Source organism: Nonomuraea sp. JJY05 (assembly GCF_043496855.1).
Lineage (GTDB): Bacteria > Actinomycetota > Actinomycetes > Streptosporangiales > Streptosporangiaceae > Nonomuraea.
In genome coordinates this window covers 15,785-36,528 of the sequence record NZ_JBIEIS010000032.1, presented here as the reverse complement: position 1 = coordinate 36,528, position 20,744 = coordinate 15,785, and the positions used below count along the sequence as shown (strand labels likewise).

Sequence of the window (20,744 nt, the reverse complement as noted above, 5' to 3'; positions counted from 1 at the left end):
CATACGACCCACGCTACGGTGAGCCGCGTTCGGCGGTCCACCGCGGGCGCCAAGGTGTCGCGCCTAGCCCGGCGGCGGCTCCCGCAGCACGTAGCCGACGCTGCGCAGGGTGTGGATGAGCCTCGGCTCGACGTCGTCCACCTTGCGCCTGAGGTAGGACACGTACGACTCGACGACGCCCGCGTCGCCGCCGAAGTCGTAGTTCCAGACGTGGTCGAGGATCTGGGCCTTCGACAGGACCCGTCCCGCGTTGACCATGAAGTAGTGCAGCAGCTTGAACTCCGTCGGCGACAGCCGCACCTGCCGGCCGCCCCGCCACACCTCGCGGGCGTCCTCGTCCAGCTCCAGGTCGGCGACCTTGAGCTTGCTCGCCGGCGCGCCCTCCCCGCGCGTGCGCCGCAGCACCGCCCGGATCCTGGCCTGCACCTCTTCCAGGCTGAACGGCTTGGTCACGTAGTCGTCGCCCACCCGCAGGCCCGCGATCTTGTCCTCGGTGTCGCCGCGGGCGGTCAGGAACAGCACGGGGGCGTCGATCCGCTTGGCCACCTCGAACCCGTCCAGGTCCGGCAGCATCACGTCGAGCACCACGAGGTCGGGCGAGGCCCGGTCCGCCACCTCCACGGCCTCCTGGCCGTCGGCGGCGGTCAGCACCTCGAACCCGGAGAAGCGCAGGCTGGCGGACAGGAGGTCCCTGATGCTGGGCTCGTCGTCCACCACCATGATCAGCGCCTCGGGTTTCGTCACCTACTTAGAGTGACCCAGCCACCTGAGGGTTAGCTGAAGGCTCACTCCAAGGCGAGTGGGAGTTCGACCCGGAAGGTTGAGCCGGCCTCCGGCGAGCTGTCCAGCGTGACCGTGCCGCCGTGGGCCTGGACGAGCGCCCGCACGATGGCCAGGCCGAGCCCGCTGCCCCGGTCCTCGCCGGAACGGCGGCGCGACCTGGCGGAGTCGGCGCGGTAGAAGCGCTCGAAGACGTGCTCGACCTGCTCGGGCGTGAGCCCGGGACCGTTGTCGACCACCTCCAGGAACAGCGTCTCCGAGCCCGCCCCGATGCGCACGATGATCGGCGAGCCGGGCTCGGTGTGGATGATCGCGTTGGTGACGAGGTTGCTGATGACCTGGCGCAGGCGTACCTCGTCGCCCGAGACGATCAGGGCGGCGCCGCCGACCACGTCCAGCTTGATGATCCGGTCGGGCGCGAGGATCCTGGCGTCCTGCACGGCGTCCGCGGCCAGCGCCAGCATGTCCACCGGGCGCATCCTCAGCGGCCGCTGCTGGTCCACCCTGGCCAGTAACAGCAGGTCGTCCACCAGCAGGCTCATCCGGCCCGCGGCCTTCTCCACGCGCTGCATCAGCTCGGCGGGGTCGGCGCCGGTGTTCTGCCTGGCGTACTCGGCGAAGCCGCGGATGGAGGTCAGCGGGGTGCGCAGCTCGTGGGAGGCGTCGCCGATGAACTGGCGCATGCGGTCCTCGGAGCGGCGGGCCGCCGCCTCCGACGCCGAGCGCGCCGCGAAGGCGGCCTCGATCTGGGCGAGCATCCCGTTCAGCGAGTTGGCCAGGCTCCCGACCTCGGTACGCGGGTCGGCGTCCGGCACCCGGCGGCCCAGCTCACCGCCGGCGATGGCCTCGGCCGTGCGCTCGATCTGGCCGAGCGGGCGCATGCTCCGCCGCACGATCGTGATGCCCGCGACGGTCAGGAGGAGCAGGATGCCGCCGCCGCCCAGCAGCTCGATGAGCACGAGCCGCCTGGTGATCGCGTCGACCTCCTCCAGGTCCACCGCGACCACGAGCGTCCGCCGCTGGACCACGCGCTCCAGCACCCGCCACTCGCCGTCCCCCCTGATCGCCGGCGCCGTGTACGCCTCCGGACCCGGCGAGGACGACAGCACCGGCTTGGGCTTCAGGTCCACGTCGCGGTCGGTCAGCATCGGCACGAAATCGCCGCCCGGCTCCTTGACCAGGACGATCGCGTCGGACTCGATGATGATCGGCCGTTCCGAGGTCTCCCTGTCCTTGCGCCAGTCGCTCACGACCTTCTTGTGCATGCGGGCGTTGAGCAGGCCGAGCTGGCTGTCCACCCGGTCGATGAGGTAGCCGTGCAGCACCGAGACGCTCACCAGGCCGATGAAGGTCATGCCGAACCCCAGCAGGGCCAGCATCGACGCGATGAGTTTGATCCGGAGCGGCAGGCCGCGCATCAGGGACTCGGTGGCAGGCGAAGGACGTATCCGACACCGCGCAGGGTGTGGATGAGCCGGGGGCTGCGGTTGTCGATCTTCCGGCGGAGCACGGACACGTACGACTCGACGATGCCCACCTCGCCCCTGAAGTCGTAGTCCCACACGTGGTCGAGGATCTGCGGCTTGGACAGGACGCGGCCGGCGTTCGTCATGAAGTAGCGCAGCAGCTTGAACTCGGTCGGCGACAGCGCCACCGCGTTGCCCCCGCGCCACACCTCGTGGCTCTCCTCGTCCAGCTCGATGTCGGCGAACGTCAGCCGTGGCGGGGCGGCCGGGAGGTCGCCGTTCGTACGGCGCAGGACCGCGTGGATCCTGGCGACCACCTCCTCCAGGCTGAACGGCTTGGTCACGTAGTCGTCGCCGCCGATCGTGAGCCCGCGGATCTTGTCCTCGGTCTCGTCACGGGCGGTCAGGAACACCACGGGCGTGTGCAGCCCGCCGCCGCGCAGCCGCCGGACGATCTCGAATCCGTCCAGGTCGGGCAGCATGACGTCGAGCACGACGAGGTCGGGCCGGTGCCGTTGCACGGCGGCGACGGCGTCGTGGCCGCTCTTCGCGGTGGTCACGTCGAAACCCGCGAACCTCAGGCTCGCGGCCAGGAGCTCGAGGATGTTGGGATCGTCCTCGACGATCAGCAGGCGTGATTCCATCACATCCAAGGATGCCCTCATCGGACGAGTGCTGGGACAATTCCGGCAATGTGCCGGGCAATCGCCAGGCTGGAGGTGGCGGCGGGCGAGGGCGCGTTGCGCACCAGGACGATGTTGCCGTGCACGTCCACCACGAAGTCGTCGACCAGGCGGCCGTCCCTGGCGACTGCCTGGGCGCGGACGCCGCCGGGAGCCCGTACGAGGTCGGCGGCGGTGAGCTCGGGGACGTAGCGGCGGGCGCCCCTGACGAACGCGCCCTTGACGAGGGACCCGTAGACCTCCTTGATCCCCGTACGCCAGTGGGTCCTGGCCATGCGCAGCGTCCCCGGCCAGCCAAGGATTTGACCGAAATTTCGGATATTTCGCCAGGTATAGCCTTCGTAGGCCAGGGCGAGCACCGCGTTCGGCCCCACCAGCACGCCGCCGTCGATCTGGCGCGTCAGATGCACCCCCAGGAACGGATAGCGCGGATCCGGCACCGGATAGATCAGCCCGCGGACGAGATCCTTGGCCGCGCCCTGGAGCGCGTAGAACTCCCCTCGGAACGGGACGATCCGCACATCCCCCGGGTGCCCCGCCATCCCGGCCACCGTGTCGGTGCCCAGGCCGCCGCAGACCACCAGCCGGTCGAAGGTGAACTTCCGCCTGGCCGCGAGCACGTCCACGCCCCCCGACCGCTCCCTGATCGCCCGGACCGGATGCGAGAGCCGTACGGACCCGCCCATCTCCTCCACGTCGAGCGCGAGCCGGCGGGCGACGGCGGGGAAGTCGCAGATCGCGGTGTGCGGCGAGTGGATCGCGCCGACGCCGACCGCGTGCGGCTCGATCTCGCGCAGCGCCAGCCCGTCGAGCTCGGCGATGCCCGGCACGCCGTTGGCGCGCGCCCGCTCGGCCAGCGCGCTCAGCAGCGGCCGCTCGGCACGGCTGCTCGCGACGACCAGCTTGCCGACCTCGTCGTACGGCAGGGCGTTGGCGGCGCAGTACTCCTTGAGCAGCGCCACGCCCTCGCGGCACAGCCTGGCCTTGAGCGAGCCCGGCGGGTAGTAGATGCCCGCGTGGACGACTCCGCTGTTGTGGCCGGTCTGGTGGCCGCCGACGTGCGGCTCCTTCTCCAGCACGGTCACCTCGGCACCCCTGGCCTGCGCGAGCTCCCGCGCCACGGCCAGGCCGACTATGCCCGCTCCCACGACTCCGATCTTCTCCGTCACACGACGATTTTCCGGCTAACCGGGCCTCCCCGCTATATCCGGGCGATCCAGCGCTTGAACCAATGGGCATGGCCATCGCATCGTGCGCACTCTTTGCATTCGTTCGGCTGCGATCTTTCTGGACGCCGCCCACCACTGCCGCTCCTCCACCCGGGCGTGGCTCACCCACCGAGCCACGCCCCCTCCGCCCCTCCTCGGCCTCTCCTGAGCCCCTCCTGGGCATCGAGTCGAACATGAGTACGATGGCGGCATGTACCTGCCACCGGAGTGGCCGCCCGAGGTCCGCCCGCCCAGCGTTCCCGACTGGGAGACCTCGGCCGTGGCCTGGCTGCTCGACGCCGTGCCGCCCGACTATCGCGCCTACGAGGTGCTCAGGCGGCACCCGGTGGCGCTCGCCAGCATGGCCCGCCACCACGTCGCCTCCGCCGTGGAGGCCGCCCGCGCCGGCTACCGGGGGGCGGCGGTCGACCTCAAGGGGCACCTGCCGCCGCACGCCATCGAGGCGGTGCTGGACACGTACCGGGAGGAGGGGCCGCGGCTGGTGCGGCTGTCCCGCTCGATCGAGGTGGTCGAACGCGCCCTGCGCGGCGACCTCTTCACCGCCACCATGCGTTCCCCGTAGCCCTTTCGATCTTTTTACGGCCGGCACGGTGAGCACCACCCGCCGTCGCCGGTGACCGGCCTTCCAGGGAGACGCTCACCAGCCTCACCGCCCCCGCCGCAACGGCGCCCCGTTGACCGCCTTCTTCGCCCCTCCGGCCACCGCATCCCGCCATCGGCCCGAGCTCGCACTCGAGCACCGCGCCCGACCCACGCCTGCGCCGGAGCTCGCGCCCGATGCGCCCCCGCACCGCGCCCGTTCACCCCCTGAGCGCCGCACGCGTTGCGCCGAGCACTACCGCACACCTGCCCGCCGACCCGGCGCCCAGAAAGCGCGCTCGCCGTGCCGGACCGCCGCAGCACGCCGACAGCCGAGCACCGCGCCCGAGGTCGCCCCTGCAACCGCTCGCCGGCCCGCGCCTGGAAGTGCGGGTCAGCGGGTGCGGCGGGCGATGAAGGTGATGGTGCCGAGGGCCGTGGCGGCGGCGGCGATCCAGATCAGGATGTCCTTGGTCGTCAAGCCGGTCGCGCCCGTCCCGGCGGCCGCCTGCGAGGCCGTGCCCGCGTCCTTGGCGGGCGTCTGCCGCGCCGCCGACGTCGGGCTCGGGGTGGTGGTGGGGTGGGCGGCGGCGGGGAGGGTGACGCGGTAGACCGGGCTGCGGGGCCCCTCCGTGCCCGTGAGGAGGGACTTGCCGTCCGCCGTGTACGCGATCGACTCCGCCTGCTTCAGCTCCGGCATCGACACCTTGGAGATCATGTCGCCCGACGGGCGGTAGAGGGTGGCGGAGAAGTACGTGCGGATGACGTACGAGGAGCCGTCGGGGGCGTAGGCGGCGTCCGTGGCCATGAGGGGCGCGGTGGCCACCTTGCGCAGGACGTTCGTCCTGTCGGTACGGAGCTTCTTCGGCGCGGCGTAGACGGACCCCGAGAACTCCTTGGACACCACGTAGAGGCGTCCCGTCCGGGGGTTGATCATGATGCCTTCCGCGTTGCGGCCGCCGTCGGCGTAGCGGAAACGGTAGCGGGTCGCGGGCAGGGTGGCGTCCTTGATGGTCTGGGGCTCCACCACGCGGTAGATGGAGATGTCCGGCCAGGCCCCGTTGAGGTTGTCGCCGATGTCCGCGAACCACAGCGTGGCCTGCCCCGTGGCCGGATCCTTGGTCGCCGCCATGGCCTCCCAGTCTCTCGCCTGGGCGCCCCGCACCTGGAAGGTGGCCTGTGTCCGCCCCTTGCCGTCCACGGCGTAGAAGGCCGGGCTGGCGGAGCTGTCGTTGTGCGTGTAGTAGATGCCCTCGTGCGTCGGCGAGACGGCCAGTCCGCTGGACTCCGTGATCTTGGGATCCTTGAAGGTGAAAAGCTTCTCCATCCCCTCGTCCGCCACCGCCGCACGGGCGGGAACGGTGAACAGCACACAGGTGGCCATCGCCACAGCCCCCACGGCGGCCAGCGCCCGAATCACTCCATCCCCCACTCCGACATCATGCCCCACGAGTCGCCGCCCAAGACTGACCTCCAACGCCGCCGCTCATGTCCGCGTTGATAGCGGGTGGAAGGAGAGGCATGGACCCATACGAGGGCTTCCGGGAGTTCGTCCGCGGCCGCCAGCACGCGCTGATGCGCACCGCGTACCTGCTCACCGGCGACGCCCCGCAGGCCGAGGACCTGCTGCAGACCGTTCTGATGCGGACGGCCAGGCACTGGAGGAAGCTGACGAAAGACGGCAATCCGGAGGCATACGTACGCAGGGCGCTCGTCAACGAGCACATCTCCTGGCGGCGGCGCAGGCGTGCCACGGAGACGCTCACCGCGCACCCGCCGGAGATCGCTCCCGGGGCCGGCCCCGAGGACGCGAGCCTGCACCGCATGGCGCTGCAGCGGGCCCTCCTGCGCCTGACGCCACGGCAGCGGGCCGTGCTGGTGCTGCGGTACTACGAGGACCGCAGCGTCGACGAGACCGCCGACCTGCTCGGCTGCTCGCCCGGCACGGTCAAGAGCCAGACCAGCCACGCGCTCGGCCGCTTACGCGCCCTCGCCCCTGAGCTGGCCGAACTGCTCCACGACGTCGATCCCGAGGAGGTCTACCGATGACCCGGTTCCGTGACGAGCTCCAGCTGATCGCCGCCCAGGCGCCCGAGGTCGACCTGGCCGAGCGGGCGGTGCGGGGGGCACGCAGGTGGAAGGCGGCGACGTTCGGCTCGGCGGTGGCGTCGCTGGTCGCGGCCGCGCTCACGGCCACCGTCCTGATCACCACCCCGGGCGGCGCCACGATGACCGGCGAGATCGCGGACGCGCTGCCCGCCTCCGGCGTGGACCCGGCCGCGTACGCGTACTACGACTTCTGCGGCCTGGAGTGGGATCCCCGGAAGAACACCAAGACCTTCGGCGGGGAATGCGCCCAGTGGCGGCTGGTGACCAGCACCGGCGGGAGCTTCCGGATGCCCGAGGCGCTCAGCGTGTACACCGAGCAGGTCCCCCAGAACTACATGAACACCGGCGGCCCCCTGACGATCTCCTCGGACGGGAAGCGGGTGGCGTACTACAGCGAGAAGGACCAGAAGTTCGCGGTCCGGGACCTGGCCGACGGCCGGATCTGGCTCACCCCGCAAACCGTCACGCGGGAGACGATGGTCAAGAGCGGGGTGGTGCTGGTGCTCTCCCCCGACGGGCGTTTCCTCGGCCCGCTGGCCCGGAAGAGCTCGGTGGTGGACATGGAGACGGGCCAGGTGACCGAGATCCCCGAGGGGTGGCGCGTGCGCCGGATCGGCAACGGCGGGAGCCCGGTCGTGGTCACTGACGGCAAGGACCGGCTGGGGCTGTTCGACGACGGGAAGGTGACGCCGTTGAACCAGATCTCGGCGCAGGTCGGCGAGCTGTCCGCGGACGGGCGGACGCTGGTCTACCTCGACGGCGAGGAGGTCAAGGACCACACCGTGACCCACGACTTCGACACGATCGTCACCCTCGACGTCACCACCGGCAAGGTCCTGTCCAGGGCCAAGTTCACCGACATCCCGGAGGGCTTCCGGTTCCCGCGGATCGGCGGCTGGCACAGCCCCACGGAGGTGGTGCTCAGCGACGTGCTGCGCGACACGTCCTGGGGGGGCAAGAGGGACGGCATGCCCACGCTGGGCAACGCCACGTACGCGATCGACGTCAACACCGGCCGGATCCGCAAGCTCGCCGAGTACACGTACAAGGCCTGGGCGGGCGACCTCATCCTCCCGGGCTTCTAGCCGACGAGAACCCGCCCGACCTTGGCGCTGTGGCGGTGGAAACCGGGCCCTGGAGCACCACCACGAGCCCGTTGGCCACCGCCATGGCCACCCAGAGGCCGGTGATCCCCCAGGTCCTGGCCACGGGTACGGCGGCCACGACCAGCAGCCCGTACCCGATCTCGAAGTAGGACAGGCTGGCGGCGGACCGCTTGAGCGCGGTGAGGCAGCGCCCCCTGCACCGCGGCGCTGGCGGGGGTGAGCACGGCGGTCACGACCGCGAACGCGGCCAAGGTCACTGTGTCATGCTTGCCGAGCACCGAGGCGACCACCAGCGAGCCGACCATGCCCGCTACCATCGCCAGGAACAACGGCACGGCGGCGCGAAGTAAAGCGATCATGAAGCGCGGATGTCCGTCAGCGCTCCATTCGAGATCATGGACCTAGTGTATGGCCTGGAGTGCACTCCAGGTCTTTAGGGTTGAAGTCATGGATTACGTCAACCTCGGACGCAGTGGCCTGCAGGTTAGTCCGCTCTGCCTCGGCACCATGAACTTCGGCCCCCAGACCTCGGAGGAAGACTCCTTCGCGATCATGGACCGCGCGCTGGAGCTGGGGATCAACTTCTTCGACACGGCCAACGTGTACGGATGGAAGCTGGGCGAGGGCATCACCGAGCAGATCATCGGCCGGTGGTTCGCCCAGGGCGGCGGGCGCCGGGAGAAGACCGTCATCGCGACCAAGCTCAACGGCAAGATGAGCGACTGGCCCAACGACCAGAAGCTGTCCGCACTCAACATCCGCAGGGCCTGTGACGCCTCGCTGAAGCGGCTGCAGACCGACTACATCGACATCTACCAGGCGCACCACGTCGACCGGGACACCCCGTACGAGGAGTTCTGGGAGGCGATGGACGTCCTGCGCCAGCAGGGCAAGATCATCTACGTGGGGTCGTCCAACTTCGCCGGCTGGCACATCGCCAAGGCCCAGGAGGCGGCCGTCCGGCGTAACGTCAACGGCCTCATCAGCGAGCAGTCCCACTACAACCTGCTCACCCGCGCGGTCGAGCTGGAGGTGCTGCCCGCGTGCGAGGACTACGGGCTCGGTGTGATCCCGTGGAGCCCGCTGGCCGGCGGCCTGCTCGGCGGCGTGCTGCGCAAGATCGACAAGGGCCGCTCGGCCTCCGACCACATGGTCAAGGAGCTCGAGAAGCACCGCGACAAGATCGAGCAGTACGAGAAGCTCTGCGACGAGCTGGGCGAGGACCCGGCGTACGTGGCCCTGGCCTGGCTGCTCAAGCAGCGGGCGGTCGTCGCGCCGATCATCGGCCCGCGCACCCTGGAGCAGCTCGAGGGCAGCCTGCGGACCCTGGAGATCGACCTCGACGAGGCCACGCTGGCCCGTCTCGACGAGATCTTCCCCGGTCACCGCACGGCTCCGGAGGACTACGCCTGGTAGCTCAGCTCACCAGGGCGCCGATGACGACGATGAGCAGGAGCAGGCCGAGCACAATGGGCAGCAGCCACATGCGAGGACGATCCACGGTCTGGAGCCTAGCTCTGCCCGGAGGGTGCGAGCGCCCATTCGGCGAGTGACTCGTACCTCACCTGGGCTCCCGTGTGACTGCGGACGAGACGGACCTGCTCCGCCCGCCACGGCGAGCCGCTGAACCCGGACAGCGACTCGACCAGCGGGCGCAGGTCCGTCTCCGTCTTGGCTCGGGCCAGCGTGAGGTGCGGGTGGAACCGCTTCTCATCGGTCTGTACGGCCCCGGCCCGCCGGGCCCCCGCCTTGACGGAGTCCGCCAGCCTCGTCATGGAATCGCCCGTGACGCCCACCCAGAAGACCCTGGCCCGGCGGGCGGAGGAGAAGGCGCCGAAGCCGCTGAAGGCCAGGTCGAGGACGCTGTAGCGGCGTACGGCGCGGGCGAGGCGCTCCTCCAGCTCGGGCAGCACCTGCTCGGGCACCTCCCCGAAGAAGCCCAGCGTGATGTGCCAGGTGGCACGGTCGGGCCAGCGCAGCCCCGGCACCTGCCCGACGTGCGGCGCGATGGCGCGCGAGATCTCGTCCAGGATCTCGTCCGGCGGCACCAGCGCCGCGAACAGCCTCATACCACCTGATTGTCTCTTGCCCACCTGCCGCCTGGGCCCCAGGGGTGGGGCCTCAGGCGACCGCGAGCGCCGGCCTCGCGACGCGGGCGCTGATCAGGCGCGTCACCAGCACCGCCAGCCCGGTGCCGACCAGCACCAGCACGCCGGACAGGATCACGCCCGTCCGCGGGCCGCCCAGCTCCGACAGCCAGCCGATCAGCGGCGCGCCCACGGGAGCCCCGCCGGTGAACACCAGCATGTAGATCCCCATGACCCGGCCCCGCATGTCCGGGGACGTGGCGATCTGGACGCTGGCGTTGGCGGCCGTGTTGATGGTGATCAGCGCGATCCCGGTCGGGATCAGCAGCAGCAGGTAGACGGGGTAGAACGGGGCCAGCCCCGTGGCGATCTGGAAGAGCCCGAACCCGAGCGCCCCGGCCATCAGGACCTTGCGTGACAGGCGCGCCCGGCGCGCCGCGAGCAGCGCCCCGCCGAGCGCCCCCACCGCGAACATGCTGGAGGCCAGCCCGAACGAGGACGCCCCGGCCTTGAACACCTCGCGGGCCATGAGCGCGATCGACATCGAGAACGACTGCGAGAACATCGACACGAACCCGATCAGCAGCACCGGCATGAGCAGTTCTTCGCGCTCGACCACGTACCGGAGCCCCTCGCGGAGCTGGCCCTTGGCCCTGGGGATGGGCGCGGCGGGGTTCAGCTCGGACCTGCGCATGAAGACCAGGCTGGAGATCACCGCGCCGAAGGTCGCCGCGTTGATCAGGAAGATGGGTCCCGTGCCGCCGAGCACGTAGATCAGCACACCGGCGAGCGCCGGGCCGACCACGCGGGCGAGGTTGAAGATGGAGCTGTTCAGCGCGATGGCGTTGGACAGGTCCCGCCGGCCGACCATCTCGACCACGAACGCCTGCCGCGTGGGCACCTCGACGCAGGAGATCAGGCCGAGCAGGAACGCCATCACGTACACGTGCCAGACCTGGGCGGAGCCCGTCATGGTGAGCACGCCGATGGTGAGCGCCAGGGTCGCCATGAGCGACTGGGCGGCGATGAGGATGGGCCGCTTGGGGTAGCGGTCGGCGAGCACGCCGCCGAACATCCCGAAGATCAGCATCGGCAGGAACTGCAGCGCGGTCGCCGTTCCGAGCGCCGCCGCGCTGCCGTGGGTGAGGTCGAGCACCAGCCAGTCCTGGGCGGTGCGCTGCAGCCAGGTGCCGACGTTGGAGACGATGCCACCTGCCGCGAACATGCGGTAGTTAGGAATCCTGAGCGACCGGAACATCCCGGTCTTGGGTTCTTCAGGCTCTATATCCTGCTGAGCTTCTCCAGAATCGGCGCCGCCTGGCGGAGCACTGACCGTTCCTCTGGTGAGAGCTCCTTCAGCCGCTGCGTCAGCCACGCCTCCTTGCGGCGTCGCTCCTCCTTCAGCAGCTTCTCGGCGGCCTCGGTTACCGTCACGGTCACCTGGCGCCGGTCGGTCGGATGCGGGCTGCGCGAGAGCAGGCCGCGCTCCTCTAGCGCGGCGATCACGCGGGTCATCGAGGGCGGCTGAACCTTCTCGAGCTCGGCCAATTCGCCGGGGGTTATCCCGGAATGCCGTTCCACCGCGGCGAGCGTCGCGAACTGTGTGGGAGTCAGCGAGTGGGCTGCCGCCTGTCGTCGTAGGCGCCTGGTCAGCCTTGCCATTGAGACGCGCAGGGCTGAAGCCAGGCCTGCGTCGCTGCGCAGGTCCGTCTTGGGCTGGGTGTTGGTTAGCATGTGTCATTACCTTTGCTAACTATACGGCATGTCGAGAAATTTCCGAAAGCAAATATCTGGTACCTCCTTGGTACCTCGAAGCCGCCCCGCGCGCGCGGGGTGGCTTCGAGGGCCTGCTCAGACGCCGAAGGGCACCCGGATCGGCCCGATCGCGAAGTACAGGACGAACAGGATCGTGACCCCCCACAGCAGCGGGTGGATCTCGCGCGCCTTGCCCCGCACGGCCTTGATCAGCACGTAGCTGATGAAGCCGGCGCCGATGCCGTTGGAGATCGAGTACGTGAACGGCATGATCACGACGGTGAGGAACGCCGGGATCGCGACCTCGTAGTCGTTCCAGTCGATGTCGCGGATGGAGGTCATCATCAGGAAGCCGACCACGACCAGCGCGGGCGCGGCGGCCTCGTACGGGACGACCTGGACGAGCGGCGCGAAGAAGATCGCCACGAGGAACAGCAACCCGGTGACCACGCTGGCCAGACCGGTGCGGGCGCCCTCGCCGACACCGGCGGCCGACTCGATGTAGGTGGTGTTGGAGGAGACGGACCCGGCGCCGCCGGCCGCCGCGCCGATCGAGTCGACGAGCAGGATCTCCCTGGTACGCGGCAGCGTCCCGTCCTCCTGCACCAGGCCCGCCTGGCGGCCGACGCCCACGATGGTGCCCATGGTGTCGAAGAAGTCGGTGATGAGCAGGGTGAAGACGAACAGCACGGCCAGGAGCACCGAGATCCTGCTGAACGCGCCGAACGGGTCGAACTCCGTGAACAGCGTGAGCGGGTTGTGGAAGCCGAAGATCTGCTCGGGGACCTTCGGGACGTTCAGCTGCCAGCCGCCGGGGTTCTTGGCCGAGAACTGGCCGGACTTGGTGATCAGCTCCACGACGATCGCCAGCACGGTGGTGCCGACGATGCCGATCAGGATGGCGCCCTTGACCTTGCGCGCCACCATCACGGCCGTGACGAGCAGGCCGAGCACGAACACGAAGATCGGCCACGAGGTCAGGTTGCCCCCGATGCCCATCTCCAGCGGCGGCCCGGCCGGCACGCGCCGCACGAAGCCGGCGTCGACGAAGCCGATCAACGCGATGAACAGGCCGATGCCCACGCTGATGGCGGTCTTGAGCTGGGCCGGGATGGCGTGGAAGACCGCCGTCCTGAGCCCCGTCAGCACCAGGACGGCGATGATGACGCCTTCGAGGAAGACCAGGCCCATGGCCTCTTCCCAGGTCATCACCTTGGCGATGTTGAAGGTGACGAAGGCGTTCAGGCCCAGGCCCGCCGCCATCGCGAAGGGCACCCGGCCGACGACGCCCATGAGGATCGTCAGCACGCCCGCCACGAAAGCCGTCCCGGCGGCGACGAGCGCCACGTTGGGCGTCGTGCCGTCGCCGATGACCTGCTTCTGCACGTCTGTGCCGTTGGCAATGATGATGGGGTTCAGCACCACGATGTAGGCCATGGTGAAGAACGTGGCCAGGCCGCCCCGCACCTCGCGGGAGACGGTCGAGCCTCGTTGGGAGATTTGGAAGAAACGGTCGATAGCGTTACGAGTGTCGCTCACGACGCGAAGAGTGACAGGCGCGATGAGCTGGGAAAAGAGTCGGTAATGAGATCGAGACCCTATTGGAAGCTAGGCTGGACAACGTGAAGCAGTGGCACCCCGATCCGGAGCCGATCAAGACCAACGACACGGCCGCCGTCGCCATCGGCACCGCGGTGTGGGCCGTCGCGCTGGTCGCCCTGTTGATCTTCCGTCCCGCCCCCGAGAACACCTGGTGGATCTGGACCTGCGTGACCGGGATCGGCTTCGGGCTCTTCGGCATGTGGTTCGTCCGCCGCCGGCAGCGAAACTGACATTCGTCATCTCCAGCGCTTCGCCGAAGTCATCTGGATGTGGTGTTTCCACCCACTACCTCGGCTTATCCCGGCTTCAGCATGCTTGTCAGCATGAAGAAGGCCATAGGGACAGTCCTCCTGACCGCGGTAGCGCTCGCCGGATGCGGCACGGCCGACCGGCCCGCCCAGGAGCCGGGTGCGGTCGCGTGGAGCACGTGCACGGACCTCAGGGGCCCGGACGGCAACCCGGCGCCCCCCGCCCCCGGCGTCGAGTGCGGCAAGCTCCAAGTCCCCCTCGACCACGCCAGACCTGACGGCGAGAAGATCGAGCTTGCGCTCATCCGCGTCAAGGCCACCGGCGACCGCCTCGGCTCGCTGGTCTTCAACTTCGGCGGCCCCGGCGCGTCCGGCGTGGACACGATGGCGCAGGCCGCCAGGGCGTTCGGGAGCCTGGGCACCCGCTACGACCTGGTCAGCTTCGACCCGCGCGGCGTCGATCGCAGCTCCGGCGTCAAGTGCGGCGGCCAGATCGCCAAGCTGCTCGCGGCGACGACCGAGGCCGACGGCGACCGGCTGGCCGGGGAGTTCGCGGCGGCGTGCCAGCAGGACTCGGGCAAGCTCCTGCCGTACGTCGGCACCGTGAACGCCGCCAAGGACCTCGACCTGCTCAGGACCGCGCTCGGCGACAAGCAGCTCAACTACTTCGGCCTCTCGTACGGCACGCATCTCGGCGCCGTGTACGCCACCCAGTTCCCCAAGAACGTCGGCCGCTTCGTCCTGGACAGCGCCTTCGACCCCACGGTCACGTGGGAGCAGCGGGTGGTGACGCAGGCGGAGGGCTTCGAGCACGCCTTCCAGGCGTTCGCCGAGGACTGCGTGGCGCAGAGCTGCGAACTGGGCGCCGACCCAGCCGCCGTCGAGAAGGCGGTCGTGGGCCTGCTCGACGGGCTCAAGGACAAGCCTCTGAAGGTGGGAGACCGGGAGCTGACGTACGGGCTGGGCCAGCTCGGCATCATCACCCCGCTCTACGCCAAGGCGACCTGGCAGGTGCTGGAGCAGGCCGCCGCGGCGGCGATCAAGGGCAACGGCACGGCGCTGCTCATGCTGGCGGACGCGTACACGGGGCGCAGGGCGGACGGAACGTACACGACGATGATGACGAGCCTGCAGGCGATCAGCTGCGCCGACACCGCCGAGCGGCCCACCGCCGCCGACACCGCCAAGGTCAACGACCGGGTGGAGAAGATCTTCCCGGTCCTGTCGGCCGAGGGCTCGGGCGCTCCCTGCGCCCACTGGCCGGTGCCGGGCGACGACGCGGCCAAGCGCATCGACGCGACCGGCTCCGGGCCCATCGTGGTCGTCGGCGGCAAGGGCGACCCGGCCACGCCCTACCAGTGGGCCACGCGGCTCACGGACCAGCTCAAGACGGGCGTCCTGGTCACGTACGAGGGCGAGGGGCACGGGGCCTACCTGACGGGCAACGCGTGCGTCATGCGGGCGGTGGACGCGTACGTGCTGGAGGGCAAGGTGCCCGCCAGGTCCACCACCTGCGCGGCCTGACGCTCCGGGGGAGGCACCACGGGGGCGCCTCCCCACCGGCGGTCAGGACAGGTCGGACTCGGCGAGCAGGAGGGGCACCGACTCCGGGTCACGCAGCAGCGCGGCCACCGCCAGCCGGTCGTTCCACTGGCCCGTCGCCCAGGCCAGGCCGCGGGCGAGCCCGTCGAGACCCGTGCAGTGGACCATGCCCTCGAAGTAGCGCCACGTGCACTCCACCCCGTCCACCAGCAGCTTCTCGTGCTCCACGTAGCTGGTGGGCGCCGTGGGCAGCAGCGCCTGCACCTCCGAAGGCACCGGGCGCACCTGGCCCTGCGAGGTGACCTCCCCGGAGGTCAGCTCCCCAGCCAGCGGCAGATCCAACAGCTCGGACAGCGACTCCGCCAGGTCGTACGGCGCCAGCACCAGCGGCCGGTCCGCCACCAGCTGCAGCAGGTCGGGCGCCTCCACCACCACCGCGTCGTCCGCGGCGGCCACCACGATGGAGCCCGCCAGGACGGCGCGGAGCCGGGACGGCGGCGCCACCCGGGACGGGTCCACGCCCGCCAGCGCGATCCACAGGGCGCGCAGCTGCGCGCGGTCCACCTCGACCGCCGGGTCGGCCATCAGGTCCAGGAGTTCCTCCGGGCCGCCGTGGGAGGCGAGCAGCTCGGGCAGCGTCGTGCGCACCCCGAGCATCGACAGCGCCGCCTCGTCGAGCCCCGCGGGCGCGTCCGCGTAGAGGCCCTGGAGCAGCGGGTCGGCCCCGGGCAGCCGCAGCTCCAGCGGCTTGCGCCCGTCGAGCACCGGGTGATTGGCCAGCCACCACGCCGTGTAGGACGGCACCTCCACGCCGGCCACCCGCAGCGGGTGGAGGGCGGCCCGCAGCGGCGGGCGGCTCAGCAGCGCGAGGGCGGCCGGCCAGTCGGCCACCAGCTCCAGGTCGCGCACCGCCAGGAACTCCGGCACCATCGGCGGCACGCCCAGCTCGGGCAGCAGGTCGAGCACGTGGTCGAGCCAGTCGTCCTCGCCGTCGAGGTCGTGGTCGCAGTCGTCCTGGTCGAGCAGCACGTCCGCCTCGTGGACCGTCGCGAACCCGTCGAGCACCCCGGCCGCGGCCAGCACCCGCGCGCCGTATTGCTCCTCCAGCTCGGAGGCGGCCACCCCGAGGTGCGTGCCGGGCTCCAGGAGCCCCGCCAGCGCCCCGTCGGCCAGCATGAGCTCACCTGCGGGGTAGAGCTCGCCGTCGGTGCCGCGCAGGGCCAGCTCGGCCAGCCACGGCGCCTCGCCGGGCGCCAGCGCCGAGGCCTCCACCAGCGACAGCACGGCCCGCGCCACCGGCTCCGGGTCGGGGCTGTCGAGCGACTGCGAGACGGCGGCCTTGGTCAGCGGGTCTTCGAGGATCGTGCGGGGCGTGGCCTCGGCCGCGCCCAGCCTGAGCAGCGCGGCGTGGGCCGCCTCGGGGTGCACGATGCGCAGCCCCAGCGGGCTGAGGTCCAGCTCGGCCCCGCCGTCGGTGAGGATCAGCGTGCCGCGCGGCCCGCGCACCAGCCGGCCGTCGGACAGCGGCACCGGCAGGGCGCCCAGCGACTCGGGATCGTCGGCGGGCAGCACCTCGTAGAGCGAGCGCCACCACGACGGCTCGCGCGCCTCCACGGCCTCGCCGGACAGCAGATCGATCACGTCGGCCAGCTCGACTCTGCGCACGCCCAGCGCGGCCATGGCCGCATGCCTGGCGGGCCACCCGGCGGGCAGCAGCCCCGGCACGAAGTCGGCGACCGTCGCGAGCAGCTCGGCGGAGCCGGCGGCCACCACGGCCGCCTCCTGGCCCGCGACCACCCACCCGTCGCCCTCGGGCTCACGGGCGGGGTGCTCGACCTGCCACTGCGCGTCGGGCTCGTAGACCTCCGCGTCGGCGAAGGACGGGGTCTGCACGGCGGGCGCGGGCGCGGACAGCGCCGGCAGCAGCGGCGTCGAGGGCAGCCTGGCCAGCACGGCCCGGCGGATCCTGGCGTCCAGCTCGCCCTTGCCCATCAGCGACGGCACCAGGTCAAGGAGCTTGGGCGTGCGCGGCAGCTCCTGGAGCAGGCGGACGTAGGCGTCGGCCACCCGCTCGACCAGGAAGTCGGCCAGCGGCCCCTTGGCGAAGTGGCGCCGGTCGGTGGCCATCGGGAACGACGCGATCAGCAGCGCGGGCAGGTCGAGCGGCTCGTCGCTGGGCGTCGGCGCGTGCACCACCGGTGGCACGGCGGCCGGCAGCGGCCCGGGCTCGCCGGTGCCGGTGAGCGGCACCGCCCAGCGCAGCGACCAGTACGGGCGCGCACGCTCCTCGGTGGGCCGGTCGGCGAAGAGCCGGCTCACCTCCTCGGCCGTGAACTCCCCCGACTCCGAGACCACGTGCCAGCCGTCGGCGGCCACGGTGCGGACCGACCCGTCGAGGTCGACCTCGATGGCCTCCAGCGCGGGCATGCCGAGCAGCAGCGCCGGGCTGGTCTCGGCGAGCATGCGCCGGACCGCGTCGACGCAGGCCGCGTCGCGCAGCGGCAGGCGTACGACCGTGTCGAAACCCTCGGGCACGTCGAGCGGCGGCGCGTCGAACGGCAGCCTGAGCAGCGGAACGTGCCCCGAACGGTCGGCCAGCTCGCCCGCGAGCGCGGGGACCTCCGCCACCGCGGCCGCGGTCTTCGAGCGCGACCAGCGGACCGCGCCGCTGCCGCGCGAGCAGATGGCGGGCTCGTCGCAGACCGAGACCACCGCGGCGAACCCGACGCCGAACCGCCCCGCCGCGCCCACCTCGTCGCGTTTGCCGGAGACGCGCAGCGTCGACAGGCCCTCCACGCCGGTCGCGTCGAGCGGGGCGCCGGTGTTGGCGGCCGTCAGCACGTCGCCCTTGAGCGTCAGCCGCAGCACCCCCGGCACACCCGCGCGCAAGGCCGCGTCGGCGGCGTTCTGGGCGAGCTCGACGATCAGCCGGTCCCGGTAGCCGCCGAGCGCGAAGTCCTCTTCGGCGTTGGCGTCTTCGCGGAACCTCGCGGGCGAGGCCGTCCACGCGGAGAGGACGGCGGCTCGCATCCGGTCAGTGCCATAGGTGTCGGTCATCGATCACGATCCTGGTAGAGGGGTAACGGCCACGCGTAGGTTAGCGGCCTGCTCTGTCAGGAATGGCCGAGTTCTTCGGAGGCCGACTCGTCGACCGAGCCCGTCTCCTCCATCAGGTCGTAGCCCAGGTCGTCGAGGATCGGCATGGCCTGCTCGACGGTGGGCGGCAGGACGGCGGCCTCGGAGTGGGCGCCGCAGCCGTGGTCGGCGGCGACGACCTTGCCGTCGTCGGGCGCGTACTCATTGGCGCAGACCCCGAACGTCAGCCGCAAGCCACCCGCCAGCGGCCAGTAGAAGCCGCAGGTGGAGCACTGCGCGGGAGCGGCGTGTGCGATCGGCGTGTGCGGCCCGTGCTCGCCCGAGTGCCAGCGCCTGGCCGCCCGGTCCTTGCCGATGGCCGAGAGCACACGGGCCCGGCCCAGGCCGTACTCGAAAACCGCCTGATGGTCGCTGTCGTCGTCGGTCTCGGTGAAGCCCGGCACGAGCCTGTCGTCGTCTTCCGGGGTCGGCAGCAGGTCGCCCACGCCGAGGTCGCCGGGGCGCAGGCGCTCGCTCCACGGCAGCCACTCGGGCGCCAGCAGCGCCCCGGCGCCGGGCAGCAGGACGGCCTCGCTGACCGTGACCTTCTTGGCCCGCGAGGCACGCGTGACGGTGACGGCCCAGCGCCAGCCGCGGTATGCCCGGTCGAGGCAGGCGAAGTAGTGGGTGACGATCCGGTCGCCCTCGCTCTCGAACCCGAGGTGCTCGCCGGGCTCGCCCGGCCACGCGAGCTCCTCGGCCGCGCTGCGCGCCAGATCGACCGCGGCGACACAGGCCTGGTCGGGAGCGGAGACGCGGGCCCTGGTGCGGCTCATCGGGCGCCCTCCGCCGAAAGGTGCTGTTCGCTCACACTTCATTCTCACCCATGGGCGGACCTGAGAGTCCCACAACGGGGGATCCCGCACCGAGATCGCGGACGAATCAGGTAAGACTGGTAGGCGTGGAGGGAGGCTGGGGCCGGGCACGCGACTTCTCGCGGCGGGTGGCACGCGGGGCCGCCGACGCGGGACGCGCCACCGTGCGCGCGGGCAGGGCCACGGCCGGCGGCACGGCCAGGGCGAGCAAGGCCACGGCAAAAGGTGCGCGAAGGGTCGGCAAAGCCACCCGGCGCCTCACCTACGCCAACGGCGCCGGCCGCACCGGGCTCGGCCGCCTGATCGAGCTGTCGGCGGGCAACAGCGCGAGCGACGCGCTGGTCACGGTGGCGCTGGCGAGCACGGTGTTCTTCGGCGTGCCCGTGGGCGAGGCCCGCGGCTCGGTGGCCCTCTACCTGGTCATCACGATGCTGCCGTTCGGGCTGCTGGCGCCGTTCGTGGGGCCGATCCTCGACCGGTTCAGGTCGGGGCGCCGCTACGTGATGGCGGGCACGCTGTTCGGGCGGGGGCTGCTCTGCTTCGCGATGGCGGCCGCGGTGGGCCCCGGCGACCTGCCCACGCTGTTCATCGGGGCGCTGGGCGTGCTGGTGCTGTCGAAGGCCTACAACGTGTCGCGGGCCGCGATCATGCCGAGCGTGCTGCCCGCGGACATCACGCTGGTGTCGGCGAACGCGCGGGTGGCACTGTTCACGTTGGTGTCCGCGGGGGTCGCGGTGCCGGTCGGCGCCGGGCTGACCGCCTGGCTGGGCAGCGCGCTAGTGCTGCGCGTCGCGATGGTGGCCTTCCTGCTGCTGGGAGTCGCCGCGGTACGGCTGCCGCGCCACGTCGACTCGCCCGACCTGGAGGAGGAGGGAGCCGCGCCGCGCTGGCGCACCCTGCTCAAGGTGGGCCCCGCGGTGGCCGAGGCCGTCTGGGCCAACGTGGCGCTGCGCGTCTTCTCCGGGTTCCTGCTGTTCTTCCTGCTGTTCCTGGTCCAGGACAAGGCGGTGCCCTGGCTGGCCGCCGGGCAGTTGCAGGACCCGTTCTTCGACATCCCCAAGACGATCGCGCTGCTGGCGGCCGCGGCCGGGCTGGGGGGCCTGGCCGGCGCCGCCGTGGCCAACTGGACGCGTAATCACTCGCCGCAGCTCATCGTGCTGGTCACGCTGGCCGTGACCGTCGTGACCAGCATCGCGACCGCGATCTTCTTCGGCCTGTGGACCGCGCTGGCCATCTCGCTGGTCACGGCCTTCGCGCAGGAGCTGGGCAAGCTGGCGCTCGACGCGATCGTGCAGCGGGAGATCGGCGAGGAGGTGCGCTCGTCCACGTTCGGCGTGGTCGAGGCGATGCTCCAGCTCGCCTGGGTGTTCGGCGGCCTGATCGGGCTGGTGCTGTCGCTGTCGGAGAGCAGCGTGGCCGGGCTGGTCACGCTGGCCGTCGCGCTGACGGCCACGCTCGGCCGGCTGCTGGTCGCTAGGCGGCGGCGCGTACGCGCGACCGACGACAAGCTGCGCAGGGAGCGGGCCGAGGCGGGCGGTCATGACCTCCAGCTGACCGACACGCTCGACCCGACCAAGCCGCTCACCAACCCGAACAGCTGACGCCGGA

Annotated in this window: 19 protein-coding genes; 8 read left to right on the top strand and 11 right to left on the bottom strand. The window is 71.1% G+C overall.

The genetic code is table 11. The annotated features are described in order from the left end of the window. Positions 1 to 63: 63 nt before the first annotated feature. The 4 genes from ACFKCF_RS39880 to lhgO form a co-directional block, all read right to left on the bottom strand. Positions 64 to 720: a response regulator transcription factor gene (locus tag ACFKCF_RS39880; protein WP_319710310.1), complete on the bottom strand. Its 657-nt coding sequence runs from the start codon at positions 718 to 720 to the stop codon at positions 64 to 66. Between the two features lie 65 nt (positions 721 to 785). Continuing rightward, entirely contained in the window at positions 786 to 2,198 is a 1,413-nt protein-coding gene (locus tag ACFKCF_RS39875) for a sensor histidine kinase (protein ID WP_394500503.1), read from the bottom strand. Next, positions 2,198 to 2,890: a response regulator transcription factor gene (locus ACFKCF_RS39870; protein ID WP_225963761.1), complete on the bottom strand. Its 693-nt coding sequence runs from the start codon at positions 2,888 to 2,890 to the stop codon at positions 2,198 to 2,200. Before ACFKCF_RS39870 ends, ACFKCF_RS39875 begins: the two co-directional genes overlap by 1 nt. A gap of 17 nt (positions 2,891 to 2,907) precedes the next feature. Next, positions 2,908 to 4,098 carry an L-2-hydroxyglutarate oxidase gene (gene lhgO, locus ACFKCF_RS39865; RefSeq protein WP_394500502.1) on the bottom strand — a complete coding sequence of 397 codons (1,191 nt, stop codon included), beginning with the start codon at positions 4,096 to 4,098 and terminating at the stop codon, positions 2,908 to 2,910. 250 nt (positions 4,099 to 4,348) lie between these two features. Between lhgO and ACFKCF_RS39860 the strand changes: the two genes are divergently transcribed. Beyond that, entirely contained in the window at positions 4,349 to 4,720 is a 372-nt protein-coding gene (locus tag ACFKCF_RS39860) for a hypothetical protein (protein ID WP_394500501.1), read from the top strand. 411 nt (positions 4,721 to 5,131) lie between these two features. Here the strand turns inward: ACFKCF_RS39860 and ACFKCF_RS39855 are convergent, their stop codons facing one another. Further along, a complete protein-coding gene (locus ACFKCF_RS39855; RefSeq protein WP_394500500.1) occupies positions 5,132 to 6,169 on the bottom strand; it encodes a hypothetical protein in 1,038 nt (345 codons plus the stop codon). Between the two features lie 89 nt (positions 6,170 to 6,258). On the opposite strand from ACFKCF_RS39855, the gene ACFKCF_RS39850 reads away from it, so the two are divergent. The 4 genes from ACFKCF_RS39850 to ACFKCF_RS39835 all read left to right on the top strand — a co-directional run bounded on the left by ACFKCF_RS39850 (position 6,259) and on the right by ACFKCF_RS39835 (position 9,368). Further along, positions 6,259 to 6,786: a SigE family RNA polymerase sigma factor gene (locus ACFKCF_RS39850; RefSeq protein WP_394500499.1), complete on the top strand. Its 528-nt coding sequence runs from the start codon at positions 6,259 to 6,261 to the stop codon at positions 6,784 to 6,786. Further along, complete coding sequence (locus ACFKCF_RS39845) at positions 6,783 to 7,931, top strand: hypothetical protein (protein WP_394500497.1); 1,149 nt, start codon at positions 6,783 to 6,785, stop codon at positions 7,929 to 7,931. The genes ACFKCF_RS39850 and ACFKCF_RS39845 overlap by 4 nt, the downstream gene beginning before the upstream one ends. Positions 7,932 to 7,960: 29 nt before the next feature. Beyond that, positions 7,961 to 8,101 carry a hypothetical protein gene (locus ACFKCF_RS39840; RefSeq protein WP_394500496.1) on the top strand — a complete coding sequence of 47 codons (141 nt, stop codon included), beginning with the start codon at positions 7,961 to 7,963 and terminating at the stop codon, positions 8,099 to 8,101. A gap of 298 nt (positions 8,102 to 8,399) precedes the next feature. Further along, on the top strand, positions 8,400 to 9,368 hold the full coding sequence (locus ACFKCF_RS39835) for an aldo/keto reductase (RefSeq protein WP_394500495.1): 969 nt from the start codon (positions 8,400 to 8,402) through the stop codon (positions 9,366 to 9,368). A 95-nt stretch (positions 9,369 to 9,463) separates the two neighbouring features. Here the strand turns inward: ACFKCF_RS39835 and thpR are convergent, their stop codons facing one another. The 4 genes from thpR to ACFKCF_RS39815 all read right to left on the bottom strand — a co-directional run bounded on the left by thpR (position 9,464) and on the right by ACFKCF_RS39815 (position 13,333). Next, positions 9,464 to 10,021 carry an RNA 2',3'-cyclic phosphodiesterase gene (thpR, locus tag ACFKCF_RS39830; RefSeq protein ID WP_394500493.1) on the bottom strand — a complete coding sequence of 186 codons (558 nt, stop codon included), beginning with the start codon at positions 10,019 to 10,021 and terminating at the stop codon, positions 9,464 to 9,466. A gap of 52 nt (positions 10,022 to 10,073) precedes the next feature. After that, positions 10,074 to 11,297 (bottom strand): MFS transporter, encoded by a 1,224-nt coding sequence (locus ACFKCF_RS39825; RefSeq protein ID WP_394500492.1) that lies wholly within the window; start codon positions 11,295 to 11,297, stop codon positions 10,074 to 10,076. Between the two features lie 23 nt (positions 11,298 to 11,320). After that, the gene (locus ACFKCF_RS39820; RefSeq protein WP_366322016.1) at positions 11,321 to 11,773 is read right to left on the bottom strand and encodes a MarR family transcriptional regulator; all 453 of its coding nucleotides are present in this window, start codon (positions 11,771 to 11,773) and stop codon (positions 11,321 to 11,323) included. A gap of 117 nt (positions 11,774 to 11,890) precedes the next feature. Beyond that, positions 11,891 to 13,333: an NCS2 family permease gene (locus tag ACFKCF_RS39815; RefSeq protein ID WP_394500491.1), complete on the bottom strand. Its 1,443-nt coding sequence runs from the start codon at positions 13,331 to 13,333 to the stop codon at positions 11,891 to 11,893. Between the two features lie 83 nt (positions 13,334 to 13,416). On the opposite strand from ACFKCF_RS39815, the gene ACFKCF_RS39810 reads away from it, so the two are divergent. Both ACFKCF_RS39810 and ACFKCF_RS39805 read left to right on the top strand, forming a co-directional pair. Beyond that, positions 13,417 to 13,626, top strand: coding sequence for a DUF2530 domain-containing protein (locus tag ACFKCF_RS39810; RefSeq protein ID WP_192788337.1), 210 nt, complete (start codon positions 13,417 to 13,419; stop codon positions 13,624 to 13,626). Between the two features lie 93 nt (positions 13,627 to 13,719). After that, complete coding sequence (locus ACFKCF_RS39805; protein ID WP_394500490.1) at positions 13,720 to 15,168, top strand: alpha/beta hydrolase; 1,449 nt, start codon at positions 13,720 to 13,722, stop codon at positions 15,166 to 15,168. Between the two features lie 42 nt (positions 15,169 to 15,210). Here ACFKCF_RS39805 and ACFKCF_RS39800 read toward each other — a convergent pair whose 3' ends face one another. Both ACFKCF_RS39800 and ACFKCF_RS39795 read right to left on the bottom strand, forming a co-directional pair. Next, on the bottom strand, positions 15,211 to 18,243 hold the full coding sequence (locus ACFKCF_RS39800) for a sacsin N-terminal ATP-binding-like domain-containing protein (RefSeq protein WP_394500489.1): 3,033 nt from the start codon (positions 18,241 to 18,243) through the stop codon (positions 15,211 to 15,213). A 56-nt stretch (positions 18,244 to 18,299) separates the two neighbouring features. Further along, positions 18,300 to 19,097: a DUF3027 domain-containing protein gene (locus ACFKCF_RS39795; RefSeq protein WP_394500488.1), complete on the bottom strand. Its 798-nt coding sequence runs from the start codon at positions 19,095 to 19,097 to the stop codon at positions 18,300 to 18,302. A gap of 125 nt (positions 19,098 to 19,222) precedes the next feature. Between ACFKCF_RS39795 and ACFKCF_RS39790 the strand changes: the two genes are divergently transcribed. After that, positions 19,223 to 20,737 (top strand): MFS transporter, encoded by a 1,515-nt coding sequence (locus ACFKCF_RS39790; RefSeq protein ID WP_394500487.1) that lies wholly within the window; start codon positions 19,223 to 19,225, stop codon positions 20,735 to 20,737. The last annotated feature ends 7 nt before the right edge of the window (positions 20,738 to 20,744 follow it).